Source organism: Celeribacter ethanolicus, assembly GCF_001550095.1.
GTDB lineage: Bacteria > Pseudomonadota > Alphaproteobacteria > Rhodobacterales > Rhodobacteraceae > Celeribacter > Celeribacter ethanolicus.
On sequence record NZ_LRUC01000010.1, the window covers coordinates 129758 to 149577 of the forward strand.

Annotated in this window: 24 protein-coding genes; 2 read left to right on the plus strand and 22 right to left on the minus strand. The window is 61.1% G+C overall.

Features of this window, described 5'->3' with window-relative positions; all coding sequences use genetic code 11:
* Positions 1 to 4: 4 nt before the first annotated feature.
* From nuoK to NH195_RS05160, 22 genes are all read right to left on the minus strand, one after another.
* Positions 5 to 310 carry an NADH-quinone oxidoreductase subunit NuoK gene (gene nuoK / locus NH195_RS05055; protein ID WP_066603543.1) on the minus strand — a complete coding sequence of 102 codons (306 nt, stop codon included), beginning with the start codon at positions 308 to 310 and terminating at the stop codon, positions 5 to 7.
* An 87-nt stretch (positions 311 to 397) separates the two neighbouring features.
* Entirely contained in the window at positions 398 to 1012 is a 615-nt protein-coding gene (locus NH195_RS05060) for an NADH-quinone oxidoreductase subunit J (RefSeq protein ID WP_066704077.1), read from the minus strand.
* Complete coding sequence (locus tag NH195_RS05065) at positions 1009 to 1398, minus strand: carboxymuconolactone decarboxylase family protein (protein ID WP_081423799.1); 390 nt, start codon at positions 1396 to 1398, stop codon at positions 1009 to 1011. The genes NH195_RS05060 and NH195_RS05065 overlap by 4 nt, the downstream gene beginning before the upstream one ends.
* Before the next feature lie 45 nt (positions 1399 to 1443).
* Positions 1444 to 1935, minus strand: coding sequence for an NADH-quinone oxidoreductase subunit NuoI (gene nuoI, locus NH195_RS05070; RefSeq protein WP_066704083.1), 492 nt, complete (start codon positions 1933 to 1935; stop codon positions 1444 to 1446).
* 3 nt (positions 1936 to 1938) lie between these two features.
* The gene (nuoH, locus tag NH195_RS05075) at positions 1939 to 2976 is read right to left on the minus strand and encodes an NADH-quinone oxidoreductase subunit NuoH (RefSeq protein WP_066704086.1); all 1038 of its coding nucleotides are present in this window, start codon (positions 2974 to 2976) and stop codon (positions 1939 to 1941) included.
* 15 nt (positions 2977 to 2991) lie between these two features.
* Positions 2992 to 3414, minus strand: a complete 423-nt coding sequence (locus tag NH195_RS05080; RefSeq protein ID WP_238379699.1) for a hypothetical protein — start codon at positions 3412 to 3414, stop codon at positions 2992 to 2994.
* On the minus strand, positions 3414 to 5432 hold the full coding sequence (nuoG, locus tag NH195_RS05085; protein ID WP_066704487.1) for an NADH-quinone oxidoreductase subunit NuoG: 2019 nt from the start codon (positions 5430 to 5432) through the stop codon (positions 3414 to 3416). The genes NH195_RS05080 and nuoG overlap by 1 nt, the downstream gene beginning before the upstream one ends.
* A 7-nt stretch (positions 5433 to 5439) precedes the next feature.
* The gene (locus NH195_RS05090; protein WP_066704089.1) at positions 5440 to 5838 is read right to left on the minus strand and encodes a DUF5333 family protein; all 399 of its coding nucleotides are present in this window, start codon (positions 5836 to 5838) and stop codon (positions 5440 to 5442) included.
* Complete coding sequence (locus NH195_RS05095) at positions 5835 to 6245, minus strand: DUF5333 domain-containing protein (protein ID WP_066704092.1); 411 nt, start codon at positions 6243 to 6245, stop codon at positions 5835 to 5837. Before NH195_RS05095 ends, NH195_RS05090 begins: the two co-directional genes overlap by 4 nt.
* Positions 6246 to 6248: 3 nt before the next feature.
* Positions 6249 to 6749 (minus strand): DUF3291 domain-containing protein, encoded by a 501-nt coding sequence (locus NH195_RS05100; protein WP_066704095.1) that lies wholly within the window; start codon positions 6747 to 6749, stop codon positions 6249 to 6251.
* Positions 6749 to 7162: a hypothetical protein gene (locus NH195_RS05105; protein ID WP_066704098.1), complete on the minus strand. Its 414-nt coding sequence runs from the start codon at positions 7160 to 7162 to the stop codon at positions 6749 to 6751. The genes NH195_RS05100 and NH195_RS05105 overlap by 1 nt, the downstream gene beginning before the upstream one ends.
* A 9-nt stretch (positions 7163 to 7171) precedes the next feature.
* Positions 7172 to 8470: an NADH-quinone oxidoreductase subunit NuoF gene (nuoF, locus tag NH195_RS05110; protein ID WP_066704101.1), complete on the minus strand. Its 1299-nt coding sequence runs from the start codon at positions 8468 to 8470 to the stop codon at positions 7172 to 7174.
* A 13-nt stretch (positions 8471 to 8483) separates the two neighbouring features.
* Positions 8484 to 8705 carry a DUF5337 domain-containing protein gene (locus NH195_RS05115; protein ID WP_066704103.1) on the minus strand — a complete coding sequence of 74 codons (222 nt, stop codon included), beginning with the start codon at positions 8703 to 8705 and terminating at the stop codon, positions 8484 to 8486.
* A 12-nt stretch (positions 8706 to 8717) separates the two neighbouring features.
* Positions 8718 to 9386, minus strand: coding sequence for a hypothetical protein (locus tag NH195_RS05120; protein ID WP_066704105.1), 669 nt, complete (start codon positions 9384 to 9386; stop codon positions 8718 to 8720).
* 50 nt (positions 9387 to 9436) lie between these two features.
* Entirely contained in the window at positions 9437 to 10594 is a 1158-nt protein-coding gene (locus NH195_RS05125) for an NADH-quinone oxidoreductase subunit E (RefSeq protein ID WP_066704108.1), read from the minus strand.
* Complete coding sequence (locus NH195_RS05130) at positions 10594 to 11835, minus strand: NADH-quinone oxidoreductase subunit D (RefSeq protein WP_066704111.1); 1242 nt, start codon at positions 11833 to 11835, stop codon at positions 10594 to 10596. The genes NH195_RS05125 and NH195_RS05130 overlap by 1 nt, the downstream gene beginning before the upstream one ends.
* A gap of 2 nt (positions 11836 to 11837) precedes the next feature.
* On the minus strand, positions 11838 to 12734 hold the full coding sequence (locus NH195_RS05135) for a sulfotransferase (RefSeq protein WP_066704118.1): 897 nt from the start codon (positions 12732 to 12734) through the stop codon (positions 11838 to 11840).
* A 3-nt stretch (positions 12735 to 12737) separates the two neighbouring features.
* Positions 12738 to 13340, minus strand: a complete 603-nt coding sequence (locus NH195_RS05140) for an NADH-quinone oxidoreductase subunit C (RefSeq protein WP_066704121.1) — start codon at positions 13338 to 13340, stop codon at positions 12738 to 12740.
* Between the two features lie 11 nt (positions 13341 to 13351).
* On the minus strand, positions 13352 to 13885 hold the full coding sequence (locus NH195_RS05145) for a NuoB/complex I 20 kDa subunit family protein (RefSeq protein WP_081423788.1): 534 nt from the start codon (positions 13883 to 13885) through the stop codon (positions 13352 to 13354).
* Positions 13876 to 14241 carry an NADH-quinone oxidoreductase subunit A gene (locus NH195_RS05150; protein ID WP_043870546.1) on the minus strand — a complete coding sequence of 122 codons (366 nt, stop codon included), beginning with the start codon at positions 14239 to 14241 and terminating at the stop codon, positions 13876 to 13878. Before NH195_RS05150 ends, NH195_RS05145 begins: the two co-directional genes overlap by 10 nt.
* Positions 14242 to 14599: 358 nt before the next feature.
* Positions 14600 to 15793 (minus strand): DegT/DnrJ/EryC1/StrS family aminotransferase, encoded by a 1194-nt coding sequence (locus NH195_RS05155; RefSeq protein WP_066704123.1) that lies wholly within the window; start codon positions 15791 to 15793, stop codon positions 14600 to 14602.
* Positions 15790 to 16455 carry an HAD-IA family hydrolase gene (locus NH195_RS05160; protein WP_066704126.1) on the minus strand — a complete coding sequence of 222 codons (666 nt, stop codon included), beginning with the start codon at positions 16453 to 16455 and terminating at the stop codon, positions 15790 to 15792. Before NH195_RS05160 ends, NH195_RS05155 begins: the two co-directional genes overlap by 4 nt.
* 170 nt (positions 16456 to 16625) lie before the next feature.
* Between NH195_RS05160 and glmU the strand changes: the two genes are divergently transcribed.
* Positions 16626 to 17978 (plus strand): bifunctional UDP-N-acetylglucosamine diphosphorylase/glucosamine-1-phosphate N-acetyltransferase GlmU, encoded by a 1353-nt coding sequence (glmU, locus tag NH195_RS05165; protein ID WP_066704129.1) that lies wholly within the window; start codon positions 16626 to 16628, stop codon positions 17976 to 17978.
* Between the two features lies 1 nt (position 17979).
* Positions 17980 to 19794 carry a glutamine--fructose-6-phosphate transaminase (isomerizing) gene (gene glmS, locus NH195_RS05170; protein WP_066704132.1) on the plus strand — a complete coding sequence of 605 codons (1815 nt, stop codon included), beginning with the start codon at positions 17980 to 17982 and terminating at the stop codon, positions 19792 to 19794.
* Positions 19795 to 19820: the final 26 nt, after the last annotated feature.

The following is a 19820-nucleotide window of genomic DNA, read 5'->3' on the forward strand; positions in this document are numbered from 1 at the left end:
TCCCTTATCCTTTCATCACGTTGACGTCTTCGACGTCGATCGTGCCGCGGTTGCGGAAGAAGCTCACGAGGATGGCAAGCCCGATGGCGGCCTCGGCGGCGGCCACGGTCAAGACCAGCATCGTGAAAATCTGTCCCGTCAGATCCCCCATGAAGGAGGAGAAGGCGACAAGGTTGATATTGACCGACAGCAGGATCATCTCGATCGACATCAGGATGATGATGATGTTCTTCCGGTTCAAAAAGAGCCCGAAGATGCCGATGACAAACAGCGCCGCGGCCACTGTCAGGTAATGTTCAAGTCCGACCATGTCGTCCCTCAGTTCTTTCTCTCTCGCCGCCGTTTGCGGCCTTACGTACGGGGCGGGCAACACTCGCCCCGGTCATTCATCTGAGGCTTAAAGCCCCTGCCCCGGTTTCACGTCCTTCATCTCGAAGGAGTCTTCCGGTTTGCGATACATCTGGTGCAGCACGTTCTGGCGTTTCACGTCCGAGCGGTGGCGCAGCGTCAGGGTGATCGCACCGATCATCGAGACCAGAAGCACAAGACCCGCGAGCTGGAACAGCATGAGATACTGGTCGTACATCACCATGCCGATGGCCTGGGTGTTGTGGATCTCGACCGCATCCGGCGTCACCGTGCGGCGCAGCGCCTCGGCGCCCGGCGCGCTGTGCCATTCGCCGAAGGCGAGGAACAGTTGCAGGATCAGCACCACACCGATCAACAGACCGAAGGGCAGGTATTTCGCCGCCCCCGCCTTGAGTGCCGCGAAATCGACATCGAGCATCATGACGACGAAGAGGAAGAGCACCATCACCGCGCCGACATAGACGATGATCAGCAGCATCGCGACGAATTCCGCCCCCAGAAGGACGAACAGCCCCGCCGCGGAGAGGAAGGTGAGAATGAGCCAGAGCACAGAGTGCACCGGGTTTTTCGAGACCACGGTAAAGGCCCCGGCCACCAGCATCAGGATGGCGAAACAATAGAATGCGAAATCCGCGACAGTCATTCACTGTCCTCCTGCGTCTCGGAGAAGACGGCCTGCGCCAACTCCAGTGCTTTTGACATCGCCGGAACACCGCCCAGCATTGACATTTGATAGATCACTTCCGCGATCTCTTTTTGTGTGGCCCCCGCCTCGAGCGCGTGGCGGACGGTCAGTTTGAACGGCACCTCGGCCTGTGCCCCCTGCGCGGTCAGACCGGCGAGGATCACCAGAAGGCGCGTCTTGCTGTCGAGCCCGTCCTTGTTGAACGTGTTGCCCCAGAGCATTTCCATCTGCTCTTTCCCCATGGTCGGGAACAGCTTGTCGAAGGCCGGCACCTGGAAATTCTCCAGCGCCGGATTGAACGCAGAAGCCATTTTCTGGCTCTGCGCGATCATCTCTCCGAACATTTTGGCGAAATCGTTCAACGGGTGGCTTCCTTAGCGGGGTGGCTCTTAGCGGTAGGGCGCGTCCAGTTCGAGGTTGCGGGCGATCTCCGCCTCCCAGCGCGCGCCGTTCTCAAGGAGTTTTTCCTTGTCGTAGAACAGTTCCTCACGCGTCTCGGTGGAGAATTCGAAGTTCGGGCCTTCAACGATGGCGTCCACCGGGCAGGCCTCTTGGCAGAAGCCGCAGTAGATGCATTTCGTCATGTCGATGTCGTAGCGCGTGGTGCGACGCGAGCCATCTTCACGCGGTTCGGCATCAATCGTGATGGCCTGCGCCGGGCAGATCGCTTCGCAAAGCTTACAGGCGATGCAGCGCTCTTCGCCGTTCGGATAGCGGCGCAGCGCGTGCTCGCCCCGGAAACGCGGAGAAAGCGGGCCTTTTTCGTGCGGGTAGTTGATCGTCGCCTTGGGCGAGAAGAAATACCGCAGACCGATTTTGAAGCCGGCCCAGATGTCCATCATCAGGAAATACTTGGCGGCGCGGGTGTAATCGAGAGCCATGGATCAGCCTCCAATCGTCCAGCGCGCCCAGAACGCGCCGAAGACTTCGTATTTGGCAAGGAACGCGACCAGAACGACCCAGCCCAGCGACAGCGGCAGGAAGACTTTCCAACCGATGCGCATCAGCTGGTCGTAGCGGTAGCGCGGCACGATGGCTTTCACCATCGAGAAGATGAAGAAGAAGAACAGCATCTTGCCGACGAGCCACAGGATGCCGTCCGGCAGGAATTCAACCGGGGAGTTCCAGCCGCCGAAGAACAGAAGCGAGATCAGCGCGCACATCAGCACCACGGCCATCAACTCGCCCATCATGAACAACAGGAACGGCGTGGAGGAGTATTCCACCTGATAACCGGCAACGAGTTCCGATTCCGCTTCCGGCAAATCGAACGGCGGGCGGTTGGTTTCCGCCAGAGCCGAGACGAAGAACAGGAAGACCATCGGGAAGTGCGGCAGCCAGTACCACGAGAAGATCCCTGCCCCGTCCTGAGCCGCGACGATGTCGCCGAAGTTCATCGAGCCGGTGGAGATGATCACACCGATGATGATCAGGCCGATCGAGACCTCGTAGGAGATCATCTGAGCCGCCGAGCGCAGCGAGCCCAAGAACGGGTATTTCGAGTTCGACGCCCAGCCGCCCATGATCACGCCGTACACTTCGAGCGAAGAGATCGCGAAGATGTAGAGGATCGCGACGTTGATGTCGGAGATCACCCAGCCGTCGTTCCACGGGATCACCGCCCAGGCGATGGCCGCCGTGATGAAAGTGATCATCGGCGCAAGGTAGAAGACGAACTTGTCCGCCCCTGCCGGTACGACCACCTCTTTCACGAGGTATTTGATGAAGTCCGCAAAGGACTGCAACAGGCCGAAGATGCCCACGATGTTGGGACCTTTGCGCATCTGGACAGCCGCCCAGATTTTCCGGTCGCCATACATCAAAAAGGCGAGCGCCACGAAGAGCGGCACGAGGACCAGCAAAATCTGCCCAAGGGTGAGCAGGAAGATCCCCAGATTTGTTGTCGTGAAATATTCGACCATTGTCGTCCTAGCCTTTCACACCATCGGTATTCCGTTGTCCCGGCAGTTTGCGACGACGACTTCAGCGTCGATCTGGCGCAAACCGTCGGGGAGTGCCGGCGAGATGGTGTAAACAGCATCTGCCCGCCAAATTCCACCCTCATGTGCGACATTTGTGCGCACATGACGCGCAAATCCGAAACCCCGGATCAACGCGTATTGCGCGGCGGCACAATCTGCATAGGCCACCACGCTGTCTTTTGCCCCATCTCCTTGTGCGGAGACGATAAAATTCACCAGATCGCCGTCGAGAAGACGGGTCTCCACACCGAGAAACTCGGTCGCTTGCGCCGCGCGCGATACGTCCGGCACCGGGGCCGCGCAACAGGTCTTGTCGCACGCGGACAATCCCAGCAGCATCAGCCCGAAACCGGCCATATGTGCGGCGCGAAGCGCCATTACTCGGCCGCCACCGGCGTCTCGGCACGCGCTTTGGCCATGGCGGACAGCTCCGCCATCAGCACGGAGGCGCGTGCGATCGGGTTGGTGAGGTAGAAATCCTTCACCGCGTTGCGGAATGTGGCCTTCCCGAGAGATTTCTCCGGCAGGGCGACAACCGCGTTTTCCGGCACCGTGTCGATCATCGCGAGATGCGGCACGTCCTTGATCAGCGCGTTGCGCAGTTGCGCCAGCGAATCGTAGGGCAGCGTCGCACCGAGCTCGGCGGACAGAGCCCGCAGGATCGCCCAGTTCTCTTTCGCCTCACCCGGCGGGAAAGCGGCGCGCAGCGCAAGCTGCGGACGGCCTTCGAGGTTCACGAAGAGACCGTTTTCTTCGGTATAGGCGGCCCCTGGCAGAATCACATCGGCGCGGTGCGCGCCGAGATCGCCATGCGAGCCCTGATAGATCACGAACGGACCGTCAGCAATTTCGACCTCGTCGGCGCCGAGGTTGTAGATCACCTCTGCCCCGTTGGTGGCCGCGTCCAACCCGCCTTCGGTCACGGCGTTCACATCCATCGCGCCCACGCGGGAAGCGGCGGTGTGCAGCACCATGAGTTTCGAGCCGGTGGCCTCGCAGAGTTTCTGCGCCGTGGCCAGAACCGCTTCGCCATCGGCCTCGTTGATCGCGCCTGCGCCCACGATGACGAGGGACGGCTGATCGAGCACGTCGCCATACGCATGCCCCAGAAGGCTTTCGAGCGCCGCACGGTCGGTGCCGACATGGGCGTAATCATAGGTCAGATCGACGGGCTGGCCGACGAGACCGACCTTGGCGCCTTTCGCCCAGGCCTTGCGGATACGCGCGTTCAGCACCGGCGCTTCGTCGCGCGGGTTGGTGCCGATCAACTGAATGTATTTCGCATTGTCGATATCGGCGATGGTCGCGGTCCCGGCGTAAACGCCACGGTTGCCGATCGGCAGCTTCGCGCCATCGACGCGGCATTCGATGTTGCCGCCCAGCCCTTCGACCAGACCTTTGAGCGCATAGATCGCCTCGACCGGCGCCAGATCGCCGACGAGCGCGGCAACCTTCTTGCCTTTCATCGCAGCCGCAGCCACCGACAGAGCCTCGGCCCAGGTGGCCTTGGTCAGCTTACCGTTCTTGCGGATGTAGGGCGTGTCGATGCGCTGGCGTTTCAGACCGTCCCAGATGAAGCGGGTTTTGTCGGAAATCCACTCCTCGTTCACGTCGTCATGGTTGCGCGGCAGAATGCGCATCACTTCGCGACCCTTGGTGTCGACGCGGATGTTCGAACCAAGCGCGTCCATCACGTCGATGGTCTCGGTCTTGGTCAGCTCCCACGGACGAGCGGTGAACGCGTAGGGTTTGGAGGTCAGCGCGCCAACCGGGCACAGGTCAATGATGTTGCCCTGAAGGTTCGAGGCCAGCGTTTCGTTGAGATAGCTGGTGATCTCGCTGTCTTCGCCACGGCCGGTTTGACCCATCTGAGTGATGCCCGCGACCTCGGTCGTGAAGCGCACGCAGCGGGTGCAGGAGATGCAGCGCGTCATGGTGGTCGCGACGAGCGGACCGAGGTTCAGATCCTCGGAGGCGCGCTTCGGTTCGCGGTAGCGGGAGAAATCCACGCCGTAAGCCATCGCCTGGTCCTGAAGATCGCATTCGCCGCCTTGGTCGCAGATCGGGCAATCGAGCGGGTGGTTGATCAGGAGGAATTCCATCACACCCTCGCGGGCCTTCTTGACCATCGGCGAATTGGTTTTCACCACCGGCGGCGCGCCTTCCGGCCCCGGGCGCAGGTCACGCACCTGCATGGCGCAAGACGCCGCCGGTTTCGGCGGGCCGCCCACGACCTCGACCAGACACATGCGGCAGTTGCCCGCAATGGAGAGCCGTTCGTGATAGCAGAACCGCGGCACTTCGATCCCGGCCACTTCACAGGCCTGAAGGATCGTCATGGCCGGGTCAACTTCGACCTCGGTCCCGTCAATGATGATTTTGCGCGTATCTGCCATGGTCACATCACCTGTTCTTCATCAGCTTGCCGAGCGGGGTCCGCTTTGCAATCTGCGCTTTGCCGAAGGCGCACATCGCCTCCGTGTCTCGTTTCTCAATGCCCTGAGCGGCAAAGAAGCTTGTCGATTCATCCGCCAGAACCGCCAGAAAGGCCGGGTCCTGAAGGGTTTGAATGTCGTCCGCGCCATAGCCCTTGGCGACGATGGTTTCCATCATCGTCTTGGCCTGCGCGTTCACCCGCGCGGGGCGCGCGGCCAGTTTCGGACAAATGGTCGTCAGTTCCGTGACAATCATATTGTCCACCAGAGGGCCGCGAATGTCCGGGTCCTCCGTGATTGCCATCTGCGCCAGAGCCGGAACGGCCCAAAGCGCCAGAACAGCGGGATATGCCAGCCCCCGGATCATTTCGTGCTCCTCAGGAAAGAGCCGATCAGCGTGCCCTTGGCGATCTCCGATTCGCCGAAGCCGCAAAGCCCCTGCGGCGTTTTCGGATCGAAACCGGCGTGGCGTACATAGTCTTCGCCGAGGCGACGAATACGGGCCTCTTCGCTGTCGCTTTCGACATAGGCGCGAATCTCGTCATCCGAGTAGCCCATGGAAGAGGCCTTGTTCTTCAGCCCCCAGAGGAAGGACAGGCCCTTGATTTTCTTGACTTCGAGCGTCGGACATTCATCCGCCACCTCGACGGCCAGACCGGCCCAGAGCATGTTCTGGTCGATCTCTTTGACCTCCCGCAAAGGCGGCAGTTCCGCCGCCGCAGCAGCGCCCACTGTAAGGGCAAGAGCAAGGGTGAGATGTTTGAGCTGTGTCATGGGTTACTCCGCAGCAATCGGGCGACAGCTTTTCTCGCGGAAAAGCGTGGCCTCTTTGATGTACGACCAGCCAAAGGCCTGATCGCTGTCCCCATGTTTTTGCTTGTAGGCGAGGCGTTCCATCGCCTCTGCCAGCGTGGGCTTGTGCCCCTCTCCCACAAACCACATCACGAAATGCTGGTCGGCCATCAGCTCGAACCATTCCGCGCGGCGGTCGTAAAATTGTTTGTGCACCGTGTTGAAGACGAAATGCTCAAGGCTTTGCACGTCTTCCCAAACGGTAAGATTGGCGACGAATTGCGGATCGTCGCCGATGTTGTTCTCGGTGTTCCCGGTGCCCGGCTCACCCGAGCCTTCCATCATCCAGACGAACCCCGGCATGCGTTTGCCCATGCCGTTGATCCGGTCCAGCGCGCCCATGAACTCGGCCACGCGCGGATCGTCCGTCGGCGCGACAAGGCGTCCGATGTTCAGCTCCGCGAGATATGTGCCGACAGGTTGCATCAGCGTGCCGGTCCTTCCACCAAAGTTGCGCCCAGAGGCGTCATCTGTTTCATTTCGTCCCGCGCCGCCGCGCAAAACGCTTTGTCATCCGCCGCACCGTGCTGCGCCACGAAGCCCGAACGGGCATTTTCAAGCCGCTGCGCGTTGAGCGCCGGATCGGAGAACGGCAAGCGTTCGACACGCGACGACAGGAGATTGTGCACCTGTGTGCTGATCTCGATCCGGTCACAGCTCTCCGCGATGTCCTTCGACAGCAACAGCATCCCCGCCAGCTCATCCTTGCCCATATCGCGAAACGCCGCCCGGGCGACCGTCATGCGATCGAGCGACATGCCACGCATAGCCTCATTCGCCTCGTCCACCTGACAGGCGGACAAGAGCGTGATCGGCAATATGGCGAGGGCGGGTTTCATAAGCGCGCCTTACTCCGCCGCAAAGGCTGCGGTGACGCGGCCGGTTTTCTTGATCTTGATGCGCTCTTCGATGTCATCACGGAAGTGACGGATCAGGCCCTGGATCGGCCAGGCCGCCGCATCGCCAAGCGCACAGATGGTGTGGCCCTCGACCTGTTTCGTCACATCCAAAAGCATGTCGATCTCTTCGATCTCCGCATCGCCGGTCACCAGACGGTCCATCACACGCATCATCCAGCCGGTGCCTTCGCGGCACGGCGTACACTGGCCGCAGCTTTCGTGTTTGAAAAACGCCGACAGGCGCCAAACGGCTTTCACCACATCGACGGAATTGTCCATCACGATCATACAGCCGGTGCCGAAGGAGGACTTGTTTTCGCGCATCCAGTCGAAGTCGAAAATCGCATCCTCAAGCGCCTCTTTCGGCAGCACCGGACAGGACGCGCCGCCGGGGATGATCGCTTTGAGATTGTCCCAGCCGCCGCGAATGCCGCCGCCGTGTTTCTCGATGATCTCGCGCACGGACATCGACATTTCTTCCTCGAACACGCAGGGCGTGTTGACGTGGCCGGTGAGCGCCATGAGTTTCGTGCCCGCGTTGTTCGGACGTCCGAAAGACGAGAACCAATCCGCGCCACGCCGCAGGATCGTCGGCACGACGGCGATGGATTCGACGTTGTTCACCGTGGTCGGGCAGCCATAAAGACCCGCGCCCGCCGGGAACGGCGGTTTCATCCGGGGCATGCCTTTTTTGCCTTCGAGAGACTCGATGAGGGCGGTTTCCTCGCCACAGATATAGGCCCCTGCCCCGTGGTGCAGGTAGACGTCGAAATTGTAGCCGGATTTGCAGGCGTTCTTGCCGATCAGACCAGCGTCGTAAGCCTCGTCGATCGCGGCCTGAAGCGCCTCTTTCTCGCGGATATATTCGCCGCGAATGTAGATATAGGCCGCCACCGCGCCCATGGCGAACCCGGCAATCAGCGCGCCTTCGACCAGCGTATGCGGATCGTGGCGCATGATTTCGCGGTCCTTGCAGGTCGCGGGCTCGGATTCGTCGGCGTTGATCACCAGATAGGACGGGCGACCGTCGCTTTCCTTCGGCATGAAGGACCATTTGAGACCGGTTGGGAAACCCGCACCGCCGCGGCCACGCAGGCCAGAGGCCTTGACCTGATCAATGATCCAGTCGCGCCCGTTGGCGAGAATGCCCGCCGTACCGTCCCAATGGCCGCGCGCCATGGCACCTTTGAGGCTACGGTCATTCATCCCGTAGAGGTTGGTAAAGATCCGATCCTGATCCTTGAGCATCGCTCTTGTCCCTTCAGTCCTGCTGACGCGTGTCGCGCCAGATCTGATAAATCACCACGAAGACCCACACAAAGCCGGCCAGCGCCATGAGGTCGAGCAGGAACACGTAACGCACAGGCATTCCGAGTTTCCCACCCAGCCACTGGGCCCCGAGCCAGATCGACATCGTCAAAGCGATCACCAGCGCGACCGTTCGCGCCTTTTTCGCCAGATGCCGGTCCTTGTCGGGAACCATTGTCTTCACTCCTCAGTACACGTCGCCATCCTTGACGCGTTTCGAGAATTCCGTTTCCTCGCCCTCAGAGAGGGCTTTCGCCTGACCAACCCAGTCGTCCCGGGTCACCCGGCCTTTGAACCCTTGCAGGTTCTCATCCATCCAGGCCACTTCCGCCGCAGACCATCCGGCGATCTGACCGAAGTGGTAGACCCCCATGGAATGCAGGAGCACCTCAAGTTTCGGTCCCACGCCCTTGATCTGTTTCAGATCGTCGGCCCCGCCTTCGAGCGGCGCCTTGAGGAGCGTCGGCTTCGCCGTCTTCTCCTCGGGCTCCTCTGCAACCGGATCGGCCTCAGGCGTCGCTGCAGCCGCAGCGGAACGCACTTCCCGCGTGTCGGCGGCATGCGGTTCCGGCGCGATTTCCCCGGCCACGGAGATCGGCTCATCGCCGATGGAGGCCGTCGCCATGAGACCGGCGGTGCTCACATCGGCCTCGGGATGCCCCTCGACCGGCGTGATCTCTTCTTCGTGCCAGCCGATCCACAACAGGATCGCCACAAGAAAGGTCACCAGAACACCGACGATGATCGAGTCGACGGTCGCATAACCTGCGATCCACAACAGGGCTAGGAAGGCCAAGACGCCAGAGATGGCTGAAATCAGCCAGATCCTGGGTGTTTTGGTCGTCGCCTCGCTCATTCCTGTCTTCCTTTACCGTGTCCTGTCAGTGGCCCTTTGGCCGTCTCGTCTCAGTATTTCGCCCGTTTGGAGAATTCGGTTTCTCCGCCCTCTGCGAGAATTTTAGCCTGTTCGATCCAGCCGTCACGTTCGATCCGGCCCTTGAATTTCAGTCGGCTGTCGACCCATGCGATCTCCGCCGGAGTCCAGTTCGCGACCTGATCGTAATGGTAGAAACCCAACTCGTTCAGCGTTTCTTCGAGCTTCGGCCCGACGCCCTTGAGTTTCTTCAGGTCATCCGCCCCGCCCTCGCGCGCTGCGGTGAGCAGTTCCGGCTGTTTTTCGTCCACAGCATCCGGCGTTCCGGTCGAAACCGCCTCCGCCTCCTGTTTCGTCGCACCGTTCTCGCTGACCGCCACACCGGCTGCCGGTTTCGGCTCGGCTTCCTTGGCGTCGGCTGCCTGCTGCACGGCGGATTTGGCCGCAGCCGGGGCTTTCGGCACGGAACCGTGACCGGCGCCCTTGGAAATCCACGGCGTCAGAAGCGGCACTTCGGTGCCGTCGATGCGCTTGATCGTGTCGCCGATGTCGACTGCGCGCTGCACGGAACCGTTATGCGCGGCGCCCGTACCCTTGTACTCGGCCAGAACCACCGGACCACCGGCGGGTTCGGACGAATAACGCCCGGCTTGCGAGCCCGGCAGCGGGACATTGCCCGCTTCCATCTGATCGAGCAGCTTCTCGAAATTCTCGGCGGTCAGGTCTTCGTAATAGTCCTTGCCGATCTGGGCCATCGGCGCGTTGGCGCAGGCGCCAAGGCATTCGACCTCTTCCCAGCTGAACTTGCCGTCGGCAGACAGCGTGTGCGGCTTCGCGGCGATGCGGCGTTTGCAGACCTCGATGATGTCGCCCGAGCCGCAGATCATGCAGGTCGTGGTGCCGCAGACCTGAATATGGGCCACGGAACCAACCGGTTGCAGTTGGAACATGAAGTAGAAGGTCGCCACTTCGAGCGCACGGATATAGGGCATGCCCAGCATATCCGCGACATATTCGATCGCGGGTTTGGTGAGCCAGCCCTGCTGTTCCTGCGCCCGCCACAACAGCGGAATGATCGCGGATTGCGCGCGGCCTTCCGGGTATTTGGCGATCTGCCCCTCGGCCCAGGCGAGGTTCGCCGGGGTGTATTCGAAAGAGGCGGGTTGTTCAGAATAAAGACGGCGCAGCATTAGCGGTCGACCTCCCCGAAAACGATGTCCATGGTGGCGATGATGGCGGACACATCCGCGAGCTGGTGGCCCTTGGCCATGTGATCCATCGCCTGCAAGTGAAGGTAGCCCGGCGCGCGGAGTTTCGCGCGGTAGGGTTTGTTCGTCCCGTCGGAAACGAGGAACACGCCGAACTCGCCCTTCGGCGCCTCGACGGCGGCGTAAACCTCGCCCTGCGGCAGTTTGAACCCTTCGGTGTAAAGTTTGAAGTGATGGATGAGAGCCTCCATAGAGGTCTTCATATCACTGCGTTTCGGCGGAGTGAGCTTGCCACGGGCCAGCACATCGCCCTGGTTTTCCGGCATCCGCAGCATCGCGCAGGCCTGTTTGATGATCTTGGTCGACTCGGCCATTTCCAGCATGCGGCACATATAGCGGTCGTAGCAGTCGCCGCTGGTGCCCACCGGGATCTGGAAGTCGAATTCGTTGTAGCATTCATAGGGCTGGCTGCGACGCAGGTCCCAGGCGAGGCCGGAACCGCGCACCATCACGCCGGAGAAGCCCCAGTCGAGCACTTCTTCTTCGTTGACCACGCCGATGTCGACGGTCCGCTGTTTGAAGATGCGGTTGTCGGACAGCAGATAGTGAATGTCGTCGAGCACTTTCGGGAAATGATCGGCCCAAGCCTCGATATCGTCGATCAACTCCGGCGGCAGGTCCTGATGGACGCCACCCGGGCGGAAATAGGCGGAGTGCAGACGCGCACCACAAGCCCGTTCGTAGAAGATCATGAGCTTTTCACGCTCTTCGAAGCCCCAGAGCGGCGGCGTCAACGCGCCGACGTCCATCGCACCCGTGGTGGTGTTCAGCAGGTGGTTCAGCACCCGGCCGATCTCGGAATAGAGCACACGGATCAGGGACGCGCGACGCGGAATCTCGACACCCGCCAGACGTTCGATGGCCAGACACCAGGCATGCTCCTGGTTCATCGGCGCCACGTAATCGAGACGGTCGAGATAGGGCAGGTTCTGGAGATAGGTCCGGTTCTCCATCAGCTTTTCGGTGCCGCGGTGCAACAGCCCGATATGCGGGTCGGCACGTTCCACGATCTCACCGTCCAGCTCCAGAACCATCCGCAACACACCGTGGGCCGCAGGGTGCTGAGGCCCGAAGTTGATGTTGAAGTTCCGGATCTTCTGTTCGGTGTCGGTCGCGTCGTGCGAACCGTCATCGTAGGTGTTTTGCCGGATATCGACGTCCATTCTCAGATCCTCGCCATATTCGCCTGCCACCGCGCGGGCAGCGGGCCAAAGCTCTTTTCCACATAGGCATATTGCGGGGCAAGAAATTGCGCCGCCTCATGCCGCTGCTTGTCGGTTAGTTTCAGATGCACACCTTCATGCGCATGCGGTTCTTCGTCCACGGGCTTCTCGGAAATCCCGAGGAAAGCGCACAGGCTCGAAAGCCCCTCGCCCGAAAGCACATCCTCGGTGAACCCGACGAAAAGCTTGTCCTCGGGCACCGCCCGTTTGAGTTTCTCCACGATCCCGGCATAGTCGCCGCGTTCGGGGATATGGGTTTCCATGCCCTTTTTCATCGTGCGGTTCATGATCCGCCGGGCCTTGATCGCAACCTCTTCACCGGGCTGACGCTGGCGCGTCGCCTGCATCCGCACATGCGACCAAAGACGGTCCACCGGGTCGCGCATCAGGAAGACAAACCGCACGTCGGGGGCCATATGCGCCATCTCGCGCAGCCGTTCTTCGGTCAAAAGGCCGTAACCCGGCGTGATGTCGCCCGCGATCTTCTTGTCGCCGATCCCGTCCAGCAGATAGAACAGGTAATCTGATACGCCCTCTCGCCCCAGTTTGAGGATGCGCACGATCTCGTCCACATCGTCGATCTGGCGCTGAAGATTGTCGACCTTCCAGAGATTGGAATTCATGCGCGCCGTGCTCTGACGCCCGATCAGATCGGCGCGCAGACGGGCGTAAACGTCGAACTGGTGCTCGTAATCGTCGAAATCCACCGTATCGAAATAGTGGATCTCTTTGATCGACCGCATGTGGCAATCCGGATGATCGTGCAAATAGCGATAAAGCGAGCTGGTGCCCGCTTTCGTCGCGCCGACGCAGATCATGATGGCCGGATTGCCGTTCAAACCTCAGGCCCCCTTCTCGTCGCCGGGAAGGATGTACTTCGCGCCTTCCCACGGGGAAAGGTTGTCGAACTGACGGTATTCCTGAACGAGGCTCACCGGTTCGTAAACGACGCGTTTCAGCTCTTCGTCATAGCGCACTTCGGTGTAACCCGTGGCCGGGAAGTCCTTGCGCAGCGGGTGACCGCGGAACCCGTAATCGGTCAGCAGACGACGCAGGTCCGGGTGGCCGGAGAAGATGATGCCGAACATGTCGAAGGTTTCACGTTCGAACCAGCCAGCGGACGGGTGCACGGAAATGATCGAGGGGATCGTCTCTTCTTCGCGCAGCGCAGCGATCACACGGATGCGGTGGTTCTGGTACATCGACAGGAAGTGATAGACCACGTCGAACCGCTGTTCGCGCTCCGGGTGATCGACCGCCGTGATGTCCACCAGCGAGGAGAATTTGCAGGTGCCGTCGGTTTTCAGGAAATCGACGAAATCCACGATCCCGGCGGCGGTCACGGTGACGTTCAGCTCGCCAAAGGCCACTTCCGTCTTCAGCACGTCGTCCGGACGTTTCAGCTCGATATGCGCACCGAGTTCCTTGAGGGCTTCTTCGCTCATCAGATCTCTCCTTAGCGGGCAATCGTGCCGGTGCGACGGATTTTGCGCTGCAATTGCAACAACCCGTACATCAGCGCTTCTGCGGTCGGCGGGCAGCCGGGGACATAAACGTCCACTGGCACGATGCGGTCGCAACCGCGCACCACCGAATAGCTGTAGTGGTAATAGCCGCCGCCATTGGCACAGGAGCCCATGGAGATCACATAACGCGGCTCCGGCATCTGGTCATAGACCTTGCGCAGAGCGGGGGCCATTTTGTTGGTCAGCGTGCCCGCGACGATCATCAGGTCGGACTGACGCGGGGAGGCGCGCGGCGCGGTGCCGTAGCGTTCGAGGTCGTAACGCGGCATGGAGGTCTGCATCATCTCGACGGCGCAGCAGGCGAGACCAAAGGTCATCCAGTGCAGCGACCCGGTGCGCGCCCAGTTGATGATGTCCTCCGTCGAGGTCAGCAGGAAGCCTTTGTCCTGCAATTCCTTGTTCAGAGCCTGAGTCGCGACGTCCTTGTCGGCCCCGGCGGTGTTGGCAGAGGTCATCACGCCCATTCCAGCGCCCCTTTCTTCCATTCATAGGCAAAGCCCACGGTCAGCACGCCGAGGAACACCATCATCGACCAGAAGCCCGTCATGCTCAGATCCTTGAACGCGACGGCCCAGGGGAAGAGGAAAGCGATTTCGAGATCGAAAATGATGAACAGGATCGACACGAGGTAGAACCGCACGTCGAATTTCATCCGCGCGTCGTCGAACGCGTTGAACCCGCATTCATAGGCCGACACTTTTTCCGGGTCGGGATTGCGAACGGCGAGGATGAGGGCTGCGAAGATGAACACCAGGCCCAGCGCAATGGCGAGGCCGATGAAAATGACGATGGGGAGATATTCCCGAAGCAAGTCTTCCACGAGCGGCTCCTTGGTTTGCGCACTCTCGGGGAGACTCAATTGTCGAGCAACCTCGGGCGCGCTGCTTTGCTAGCTTGCTGTGGTTTAGCCCCCTGCGACAATATGGTCAACCAAACGCGCGGCGAGAAAGGCCAAGGTTTCAAGGGTCATGACAAGTTTTTTTGCACGCGTGATCTCGTTTTGCGGCGCTGCGGCGGATTTCATCGAATATCGCGATTCGAGAGGCTTTTCCTTATAGTTTTTGTCAGAATTTACAAAATTGTATGCATTTGCACACCAATTCGCCGATTTCAGAACGCATATCGAAAGACGAATATTTCCCGAACCTTATCCGAAGCGATCCGGGCAACCTGCCAGCTCATCCCACCCGCAGAACCTCCTCCCGAATGATCCGCGACACTATTTCGCAGTCTTCGAGGCTGAAGGTCAGCGGCAAGCGCATGTCCATGATCGCACGCAGCACCCGGTCACTGTCCGGCAGGCTCTGCGCCTCGGCATAGCGCCAGCTTTCATAGCGCGAAGTGAAGGCCACCGGCTCCGGCGCTCCGAACCATTTCAACTCCACGCCGCGCTTGAGACAGGCCGCCACCAGCGCCTCGATCTTGGCGTCCGGCCAGTCCAACAGCAGGAACTGAATGGAGGAGCCGACATAATGCTCCGGCTCGGGCCGCTCGATCAGCATGAGACCCTTTGTGCCCCGCAGCCCCGCTTCAACCATACGGTAGCGCGCGTTCCAGTTTTCCACCTGAACATCGAGGCTACGCAGTTGCACCCGCAGGATCGCCGCGCGCAGATGATCCATCCGGCCCGACACATTCGGAGTCTCATATTTGATCTTTTCAAACACATCCGGGGTCGGACCGGCGGTATGCTTGCCGTATAACATGTACGATCCCGACAACATGATGGCGCGCGCCGCGCTCTCCTCGTCATCAGTGATGAGGAATCCGCCCTCCCCCGAGTTGATATGTTTGTAGGTCTGGGTGGAATAGCAGCCAATCACCCCGTGCCGCCCCGATGGCACCCCGTTCCAATGCGCCCCCATGGTATGCGCACAATCCTCAATGACTGCGACCCCTGCCCCGTTGCAGATATACATGAGCGCATCCATATCGACGAGATGCCCGCGCATATGCGACAGCATCAGAACCTTTGCACCCGTCTCAGAAATTTTCACCTGAAGATCATCAAGGTCGATCACGAGCCCCTCGGTCACCCCCACGAACACCGGCTTCGCTCCCACGGAGGCAATCGCACCGGGCACGGGCGCCAGCGTAAACGCGTTGGTCAGAACCGACTCGCCGGGCTTGACCTCAAGCGCCCGCAGAGCACAGCCAAGCGCATAGCCGCCTGAGGCCACCGCCAGACAATATTTCGCCCCGGTGTAGGCCGCGAACTCCTCTTCGAGCAGCGCCACCTCGCCTTTCTCCCCGGGAAGCGTGTTATACCGATGCAACCGCCCCGAGCGCATCACCGCCACGGCGGCCTCGATCGCCTCCTCCGGGATCGGCTCCTGCTGAGTGAAATTGCCTTTAAAGACCTCGCCCGTCATCCGATCAGCTCCTTCGTCAGCCGCGAGAGCTCATTATAATGGGTGAGCAACGCCTCCGGCTCCAGCCGTTTGACCCCGTCCCCATCCGGCCCGAAGGTCACCAGGACAGAGGGCACCCCCGCCGCCTTCGCCGTGGCGCGGTCGGTTTCCGTATCGCCCACGAGGAAAGATTGCGCCAGAACGCCGCCCGCCTCTTCGACCGCCGCGACATAAGGCTTCGGATCGGGTTTCGACACGCCCACGGTCTTGGCCCCGATCATCGAGCCGAACAGATCGCGCACGCCCAGACGCGTCAGCAGCCGATCCGCCAGATCCTCGGGCTTGTTGGTGCAGACCCCCACCGCATAGCCATCGCGACGCAGCGCCTCGACCGCCTCCGCCGCCCCGTCGTAGAGCCGTGTATGTGTGTCGATATGCTCGGCATAAACGTCCAGCAGGACGGGATATTGTTCCATCACCTCAGCGTCTCCGAACCCCGGCTTTACCCGAGAAAACCCGAGCGTCAACATCGCCCGCCCGCCGCGAAACGCCGTATGTGCATCGGCCACGGGGTCCAACACATCGCCGTAGCCTAGCCCCCGGAAACAGGCATTCGCCGCCGCGATCAGATCGGCGGAAGTGTCCGCCAGCGTGCCGTCGAGATCGAAAATCACTGTGCGCATGTCCGGTCCTTTTGCGGCTGCGGCGGTCCGTTTTGGGCAAACTCCCGCTGCAACCTGTAATCTGGCGTCAGAATAAGTGAAGCCCCCCTGACCTTCCGGGCCTTGCGGCGCTCCGCGTCATGGGTAAAACGGCAAGGAGACAAAGAAAAGAGCAGATCGGGACGAAAACCATGGCAACAGCCCTCATTCTCTTGGCCGCCGGGCAAGGCACACGGATGAATTCCGACCTGCCCAAGGTGCTGCACCCGATCGGCAACGCCCCCATGTTCGCCCATGCGCTGGCCTCGGGCAGCGCTTTGGAACCGCAGCGCACCGTGCTCGTCGTCGGCCATGGCGGCGATCTCGTGGCGGCGGAAGCGGCCATGATCGACGAGAACATCGTCATCGCCCGCCAGGAAGAACAACTCGGCACGGCGCATGCGGTTTTACAGGCGAAAGACGCGCTTGCGGCCTTCGAAGGCGATGCCATCGTGTTGTACGGCGACACACCGTTCATTTCCGAAGACACGATCCTGCGCATGGCCGAGGCCCGCAAATCCGCCGATGTGGTGGTTCTGGGGTTCGAAGCCGCCGATCCGGCGCGCTACGGGCGTCTGGTGATGGAGGGCGACCGGCTCACCCGCATCGTCGAATACAAAGACGCCACCGAGGCCCAGCGCGCGATCACCTTCTGCAACTCCGGTCTTATCGCCGCCGATGCATCCGTGCTCTTTGATCTGCTGGATCAGGTCGGCAACGATAATGCCGCCGGAGAATACTACCTCCCGGACATCGTTGAAATCGCATGGAAAACCGGGCGCACGGCAACCGCCGTGGCCTGTGACGAATCCGAGACTTTGGGTGTGAATACCCGCACGGAACTCGCCCGCGCCGAAGCGATTTTTCAATCCGCCAAGCGGGCGGAAGCGCTCGACAATGGCGTCACGCTGCTGGCCCCTGAAACCGTGTTCTTCTCGCTCGACACCTATATCGGGCGCGACACGGTGGTGGAGCCCAACGTCATCTTCGGCCCCGGCGTCACCGTCGAATCCGGCGCGCGTCTCAGGGCGTTTTCCCATTTCGAAGGCTGTCACGTCTCGATGGGCGCGACCGTCGGCCCGTTTGCCCGTCTGCGCCCCGGAGCGGAGCTGGCGAATAACGCCCATATCGGCAATTTCGTCGAGGTGAAAAACGCCCTGATCGGCGAAGGCACCAAGGTGAACCACCTCACCTACATCGGCGATGCAGACATCGGCGACGGCACCAACGTGGGCGCGGGCACGATCACCTGCAATTATGACGGCGTGTTCAAACATCGCACCGTGGTGGGCCGCAACGCCTTCATCGGATCGAACACCATGCTCGTCGCACCGGTGACCGTGGGCGACGAGGCGATGACCGCGAGCGGGTCGGTGATCACCTCCAATGTCGAGGCAGGGGCCTTGGCCATAGGTCGCGCGAAACAGGTAAACAAACCCATGCTCGCCGTGCGGATGTTCGAAAAGTTAAAGTCTCTCAAAGCTAAGAAGCAAAAAGGGCAGTAAAATGTGTGGTATTGTCGGGATTTTGGGAAATCATGAAGCGGCTCCGATCCTTGTCGAGTCGCTGAAAAAGCTGGAATACCGCGGTTATGACAGTGCCGGGATCGCCACGGTCGTGCAGGGCAAGCTCGACCGGCGCCGTGCGGTCGGCAAGCTCGTCAACCTGTCCGATCTTCTGGTGCATGAACCGCTGGCCGGCAAGACCGGGATCGGTCACATCCGCTGGGCGACCCATGGCGCGGCGACCACCGGCAATGCCCACCCGCATCGCTCCGGCCCCGTCGCCGTGGTGCACAACGGCATCATCGAGAACTACCGCGAATTGCGCGCCGAACTGGCCGAGGCGGGCATCCATCCGGTCACCCAGACCGATTCCGAAACCGTGGCGCTGATGACGCATATGTATATGGATCGGGGGCTCCCCCCCCGCGAAGCCGCCGTGGCGACGCTCAAAAAGCTCGACGGGGCCTTTGCCCTGTTGTGGCTCTTCGATGGTGAGGACGATCTGATCATCGCCGCGCGCAAAGGTGCGCCGCTCGCGATCGGCCATGGCAAAGGCGAAATGTTCGCGGGTTCTGACGCCATTGCGCTGGCGCCAATGACCGACCGCATCACCTATCTGGAACAAGGCGATTATGCCTTCATCACCCGCGCAGGTGCGGAGATTTTCGACGCCGAGGGACGGCGCGCGAACCGCGACGAGCAACGCATCGACCTCGGCGCTACTCAGGTGGAAAAAGGCGGCTACAAGCATTTCATGGCCAAGGAAATCGCCGAACAGCCTGTGGTTCTTGCTGATGCTTTGCGACATTATCTTACCACAGACGGGCTGAATCTGCCGTCGGAGTTGGACTTTTCGAACATTTCGCGTCTCACGCTCGTGGCCTGTGGCACGGCTTTCTACGCCTGCTCCGTGGCGAAATACTGGTTCGAGAGCCTCGCCCGCCTGCCAGTCGAAATCGACGTCGCCTCGGAGTTCCGTTACCGCGAACCGCCGCTGCCGACTGACAGCTACGCGATCTTCGTCAGCCAGTCCGGCGAGACCGCCGACACACTGGCCGCCCTGCGCTATTGCGATGAAAAGGTGGCGAAAACCATCGCCGTGGTGAACGTGCCGACCTCCTCCATCGCGCGCGAAAGCGACATTGCCCTGCCGATCCTCGCGGGCGTCGAAGTCGGCGTGGCCTCGACCAAGGCCTTCACCTGCCAGCTTCTCGTGCTCGCGACCCTTGCGCTCAAGGCGGCCCGTGATCGCGGGCACATGAGCGAAGCGGAACTTGCGAAACACATGGAAACTCTGCGCCTCCTGCCCGGGCTTCTCACCCGTGCGCTCGATCTCGACGAGGCGCTGAACATCGTCTCGAACGACCTCTCCGAAGCCCGCGACGTGTTGTTCCTGGGGCGTGGCGCGATGTATCCTCTGGCCCTCGAAGGCGCGTTGAAACTCAAGGAAATCAGTTACATACATGCCGAAGGCTATGCGTCCGGCGAGTTGAAACACGGCCCCATCGCCCTCATCGACAGCCACACGCCGGTGATCGTCTTCGCGCCGCATGACGCGCTGTTCGACAAGACCGTATCGAACATGCAGGAGGTCATGGCGCGCGGCGGCAAGGTGCTTCTGGTCTCCGACCGCAAAGGGCTGGACGTCGCCTCCGAAGGCGTCTGGCAGACGGTGCAGATGCCCGAAGTCCCGGACCTGTTCGCCCCGATCCTCTACGCCGTCCCGGCCCAGCTCATCGCCTATCACACGGCGGTCGCCAAGGGCACGGATGTGGACCAGCCGCGCAACCTGGCGAAATCCGTGACGGTGGAATGACCCTATAAAGAAACCGCCCCGTTCGG

Excerpts from the sequence above, each read along its gene's own strand:
- glmS (WP_066704132.1), top strand. The coding sequence starts at position 17,980 with ATGTGTGGTATTGTCGGGATTTTGGGAAATCATGAAGCGGCTCCGATC.
- NH195_RS05155 (WP_066704123.1), bottom strand. The coding sequence starts at position 15,793 with ATGACGGGCGAGGTCTTTAAAGGCAATTTCACTCAGCAGGAGCCGATC.
- NH195_RS05065 (WP_081423799.1), bottom strand. The coding sequence starts at position 1,398 with ATGTTCGGAGAGATGATCGCGCAGAGCCAGAAAATGGCTTCTGCGTTC.
- NH195_RS05160 (WP_066704126.1), bottom strand. The coding sequence starts at position 16,455 with ATGCGCACAGTGATTTTCGATCTCGACGGCACGCTGGCGGACACTTCC.
- NH195_RS05120 (WP_066704105.1), bottom strand. The coding sequence starts at position 9,386 with ATGAGCGAGGCGACGACCAAAACACCCAGGATCTGGCTGATTTCAGCC.
- nuoH (WP_066704086.1), bottom strand. The coding sequence starts at position 2,976 with ATGGTCGAATATTTCACGACAACAAATCTGGGGATCTTCCTGCTCACC.
- NH195_RS05140 (WP_066704121.1), bottom strand. The coding sequence starts at position 13,340 with ATGAGCGAAGAAGCCCTCAAGGAACTCGGTGCGCATATCGAGCTGAAA.
- NH195_RS05130 (WP_066704111.1), bottom strand. The coding sequence starts at position 11,835 with ATGGACGTCGATATCCGGCAAAACACCTACGATGACGGTTCGCACGAC.
- NH195_RS05090 (WP_066704089.1), bottom strand. The coding sequence starts at position 5,838 with ATGATCCGGGGGCTGGCATATCCCGCTGTTCTGGCGCTTTGGGCCGTT.
- glmU (WP_066704129.1), top strand. The coding sequence starts at position 16,626 with ATGGCAACAGCCCTCATTCTCTTGGCCGCCGGGCAAGGCACACGGATG.
- NH195_RS05060 (WP_066704077.1), bottom strand. The coding sequence starts at position 1,012 with ATGACTGTCGCGGATTTCGCATTCTATTGTTTCGCCATCCTGATGCTG.
- nuoF (WP_066704101.1), bottom strand. The coding sequence starts at position 8,470 with ATGCTCAAGGATCAGGATCGGATCTTTACCAACCTCTACGGGATGAAT.
- nuoI (WP_066704083.1), bottom strand. The coding sequence starts at position 1,935 with ATGGCTCTCGATTACACCCGCGCCGCCAAGTATTTCCTGATGATGGAC.
- NH195_RS05125 (WP_066704108.1), bottom strand. The coding sequence starts at position 10,594 with ATGCTGCGCCGTCTTTATTCTGAACAACCCGCCTCTTTCGAATACACC.
- NH195_RS05105 (WP_066704098.1), bottom strand. The coding sequence starts at position 7,162 with ATGAAACCCGCCCTCGCCATATTGCCGATCACGCTCTTGTCCGCCTGT.
- NH195_RS05100 (WP_066704095.1), bottom strand. The coding sequence starts at position 6,749 with ATGCAACCTGTCGGCACATATCTCGCGGAGCTGAACATCGGACGCCTT.
- NH195_RS05115 (WP_066704103.1), bottom strand. The coding sequence starts at position 8,705 with ATGGTTCCCGACAAGGACCGGCATCTGGCGAAAAAGGCGCGAACGGTC.
- NH195_RS05080 (WP_238379699.1), bottom strand. The coding sequence starts at position 3,414 with ATGGCGCTTCGCGCCGCACATATGGCCGGTTTCGGGCTGATGCTGCTG.
- nuoK (WP_066603543.1), bottom strand. The coding sequence starts at position 310 with ATGGTCGGACTTGAACATTACCTGACAGTGGCCGCGGCGCTGTTTGTC.
- nuoG (WP_066704487.1), bottom strand. The coding sequence starts at position 5,432 with ATGGCAGATACGCGCAAAATCATCATTGACGGGACCGAGGTCGAAGTT.
- NH195_RS05145 (WP_081423788.1), bottom strand. The coding sequence starts at position 13,885 with ATGGGCGTGATGACCTCTGCCAACACCGCCGGGGCCGACAAGGACGTC.
- NH195_RS05095 (WP_066704092.1), bottom strand. The coding sequence starts at position 6,245 with ATGACACAGCTCAAACATCTCACCCTTGCTCTTGCCCTTACAGTGGGC.